Here is a 3354-nt window from a genome sequence, read left to right on the forward strand (position 1 = left end):
GGTTTCTAATTTTATTTAATTTGACCTTTTTAGAGTGGACTCAAATAATAAAAACAATAAGAAATCAGTAACTTGGTCTCGATCTCGATTCTCGAACTTGATCTTGACCTCGATAATCAGGATGATTTATGCACGACGGATGCGCAGGAAGTTTTGAAAACGGAAAACAAGTAGTAGACAAAGTAAGAATGATGGGATTCACATCTCAACCAATGCCGATGCCTTTGGAAATAAATTGTGTGGAATGCGGGAAAACATTTGAAATGGAAAATTTTGAAGATAAATGTCCGCATTGTAATATGGTTTACGGTGTAACTCCGTGCCACGCTTTTGATCCTGCTAATGTTCAAGCAGCGGGAGTGGATTATTAAGTAGCAAATAACAAATTTCAAACCTGAAATAATAAGGATTTCGTTTGGATCTTTGATGATTGAATTAAGAGACTTATGACATTATGATTGATAATCAAATAAAAAAAGAGGAGGTCATACTATGAGTATGTTCTGTTATCAATGCCAGGAAACGGCAAAAAATCAAGGTTGCACAATTGCAGGAGTTTGCGGGAAAAAATCCGAGACAGCAAACCTGCAGGATCTGTTGATCTATGTTTTAAGAGGTATTTCGATCTATGGTGAAAAAGCACAGGAAATGGGAGAACTCGACAAAAAAGTCGGTTTGTTCATTGCTCAATCGCTTTTTACCACGATCACTAATGCTAATTTTGACAATGATCGATTTATCACACAGATCAAGGAAGGATTGAAGATCAGAAATGAATTGAAAGCAAAATTCGGAGATAAAATCGAAGGACCATTGCACGATTCTGCTGTCTGGTTTTCAGAAGATGTGGAGGAATTTCATCAAAAAGCAACAGAAGTTGGAGTTCTTTCCCAGAAAAATGAAGATGTTCGTTCTTTAAGAGAACTGTTGATCATCGGTTTAAAAGGTCTTGCTGCTTATGCGGATCATGCAGCAATACTGGGATTTGAAGATGAAAAAATTTATGCTTTTATCATGGAAGCACTCGTTTCCACTACTAAAGATTTGAGTGTCGATGAAATGGTGGCAATGGTTATGAAAGCCGGAGAAACTGCTGTCACAACGATGGCTCTATTGGATAAAGCCAACACGGAAACTTATGGAAATCCGGAAATCAGCAAAGTGAATATTGGTGTTCGCAATAATCCGGGAATCCTGATTTCGGGTCACGATCTGAAAGATATGGAAGAACTGCTGAAACAAACAGAAGGAACCGGAATCGATATTTACACGCATGGTGAGATGCTTCCGGCAAATTATTATCCTGCTTTCAAGAAATATGAGCATTTTGTAGGAAATTACGGAAATGCCTGGTGGCAGCAAAATAAGGAATTTGAATCTTTCAATGGTCCGATCCTGATGACAACCAATTGTATTATTCCGGTCAAAGATGCTTATAAAGAAAGGATTTTTACAACCGGAATGACCGGTTATCCGGGAATTAAACATATTGCTGATAGAAAAGATGGAAAAGCAAAAGATTTTTCAGAATTAATCGAATTGGCAAAAAAATGCGAAGCTCCTATAGAAATTGAAACCGGTGAAATTGTTGGAGGGTTCGCTCATAATCAGGTTCTCGCTCTTGCTGATAAAGTTGTTGATGCGGTAAAATCCGGTGCGATCAAGAGATTCATCGTGATGGCAGGCTGTGATGGTCGTCATAAAACCAGGAGTTATTATACCGAAGTTGCGGAAGAACTTCCCAATGATGCTGTTATTCTGACTGCCGGTTGCGCTAAATATCGTTATAACAAACTTGATCTCGGTGACATCGGTGGAATTCCGCGAGTTCTGGATGCAGGTCAGTGCAACGACAGTTATTCGCTGGCTGTAATTGCTCTCAAACTGAAAGAAGTTTTTGGTTTGAATGACATCAATGAACTTCCGATTTCTTTTGATATTGCCTGGTATGAGCAGAAGGCAGTTGCTGTGCTTCTTGCTTTATTGTTCCTCGGTGTGAAAGGAATCCGTTTAGGACCGACACTTCCAGCTTTCTTATCACCGAATGTAATCAAAGTTCTGGTAGAGAATTTTGATATTAAACCAATCGGGGAAGTTAAAGCTGATGTTGCTGCTATGATGGCGGGGAAGTAGGTAACCACCAAGGCACGAAGACACAAAGGGACACGAAAAAAACGAAGAAAAATAATTAAGGGCAGTTTTTTTTGCTGCCCTTTTATTCCCTGAAATTTCGGGAATTAAAAAATGATATAAGAATTTATGAAAGATTATGAAATAAATGTTGCTGCCTTTCCGAAGCTTCTTGCGAAGGTATTCTATCCGGCAGTTGCCGGATCGGAAAGTTCTGGACATTTGCATCCTTCCAAATCTTTATGAAAGAACAAGTGAAAGAAAGCTTCGGAAGGAATTTTTAGGAGGAAATGTGAAGTTTAAAGTAGATCAAGAATTATGTATCGGCTGCGGAGCTTGTGAAGGTACCTGCCCGGAGGTTTTTGAATTAGTTGATGACAAATCGCAAGTAAAGCTGAATCCGGTTTCTGAAGAATTTCAAGAAGCTGCTTTGGAAGCGGAAGGAAATTGTCCGGTTGAGGCTATTTCGCATGAATAGTTGATGGTAATTTAACTGCGATGGACATGAAGAATACACGAAAAGAGTAACCTTCGTCTTGAAGCAAAAGTGGCTTGCATTAAATCAATGAGGTTGTTGTTTTGGTTAAACTGATTAGGATGTTTTGCATTTAATTCTTCAAAATATTTTTGCTGTGTGATATTATCTATAAATTTTTTAAGAATTATTTCAATATTCAGTTAAGTTGAAAACCACAATTATGCACGAATTATCATTCTTTTCTCACTTTCCGGATACCGAAAAATAAAAACAAACAATAGATAATTACAGCGGAACCAGTTGCTAAAATTCGGTTCAAAGAACCTGTAATGATGTCAGGGAAAAACAGATCGAGGTCCAGGATATCAAAAAATTGAATTTAAGTAAATTCAAATTAATAGCTGAATAAATGGTTACGATTATCATATGGATTATTGCTGTGAACAGCATCAGATTTTTTAAAGCAGCAACATACTTATTATTTAAAACGGATTTCATTTTATTCTCCCATGAACTTCATTTCGCAGAAAATATTCTGCCAGATTTTGGTCAAGAATTTCGAACTCCAGTATTGTTTAATATAAATGATTGAGTCCACTCTAAAAAGGCAATAATTCGGAATATGTATGAAATTTTGCACGAAATTTGGAAACTGATGAATCAGTTATTGACCTCTATCTTCTTATTAACCGTTTTAACGGTTTCTAATTTTACTGAATTTGACCTTTTTAGAGTGGAGCCAAAAA

General features: G+C 37.1%; 4 protein-coding genes. 3 read left to right on the forward strand and 1 reads right to left on the reverse strand.

The features are described 5' to 3' along the window. The first annotated feature begins 128 nt into the window (after positions 1 to 128). The 3 genes from ENL20_09935 to ENL20_09945 all read left to right on the forward strand — a co-directional run bounded on the left by ENL20_09935 (position 129) and on the right by ENL20_09945 (position 2608). Positions 129 to 371, forward strand: a complete 243-nt coding sequence (locus tag ENL20_09935; protein ID HHE38875.1) for a hypothetical protein — start codon at positions 129 to 131, stop codon at positions 369 to 371. Between the two features lie 127 nt (positions 372 to 498). Then, the gene (locus tag ENL20_09940) at positions 499 to 2133 is read left to right on the forward strand and encodes a hydroxylamine reductase (GenBank protein HHE38876.1); all 1635 of its coding nucleotides are present in this window, start codon (positions 499 to 501) and stop codon (positions 2131 to 2133) included. A gap of 289 nt (positions 2134 to 2422) precedes the next feature. Then, on the forward strand, positions 2423 to 2608 hold the full coding sequence (locus ENL20_09945) for a ferredoxin (protein ID HHE38877.1): 186 nt from the start codon (positions 2423 to 2425) through the stop codon (positions 2606 to 2608). Between the two features lie 315 nt (positions 2609 to 2923). Here the strand turns inward: ENL20_09945 and ENL20_09950 are convergent, their stop codons facing one another. Next, positions 2924 to 3106 (reverse strand): hypothetical protein, encoded by a 183-nt coding sequence (locus ENL20_09950; protein HHE38878.1) that lies wholly within the window; start codon positions 3104 to 3106, stop codon positions 2924 to 2926. Positions 3107 to 3354 lie beyond the last annotated feature (248 nt).

Source organism: Candidatus Cloacimonadota bacterium (assembly GCA_011372345.1).
Taxonomy (GTDB): Bacteria; Cloacimonadota; Cloacimonadia; order Cloacimonadales; family TCS61; genus DRTC01.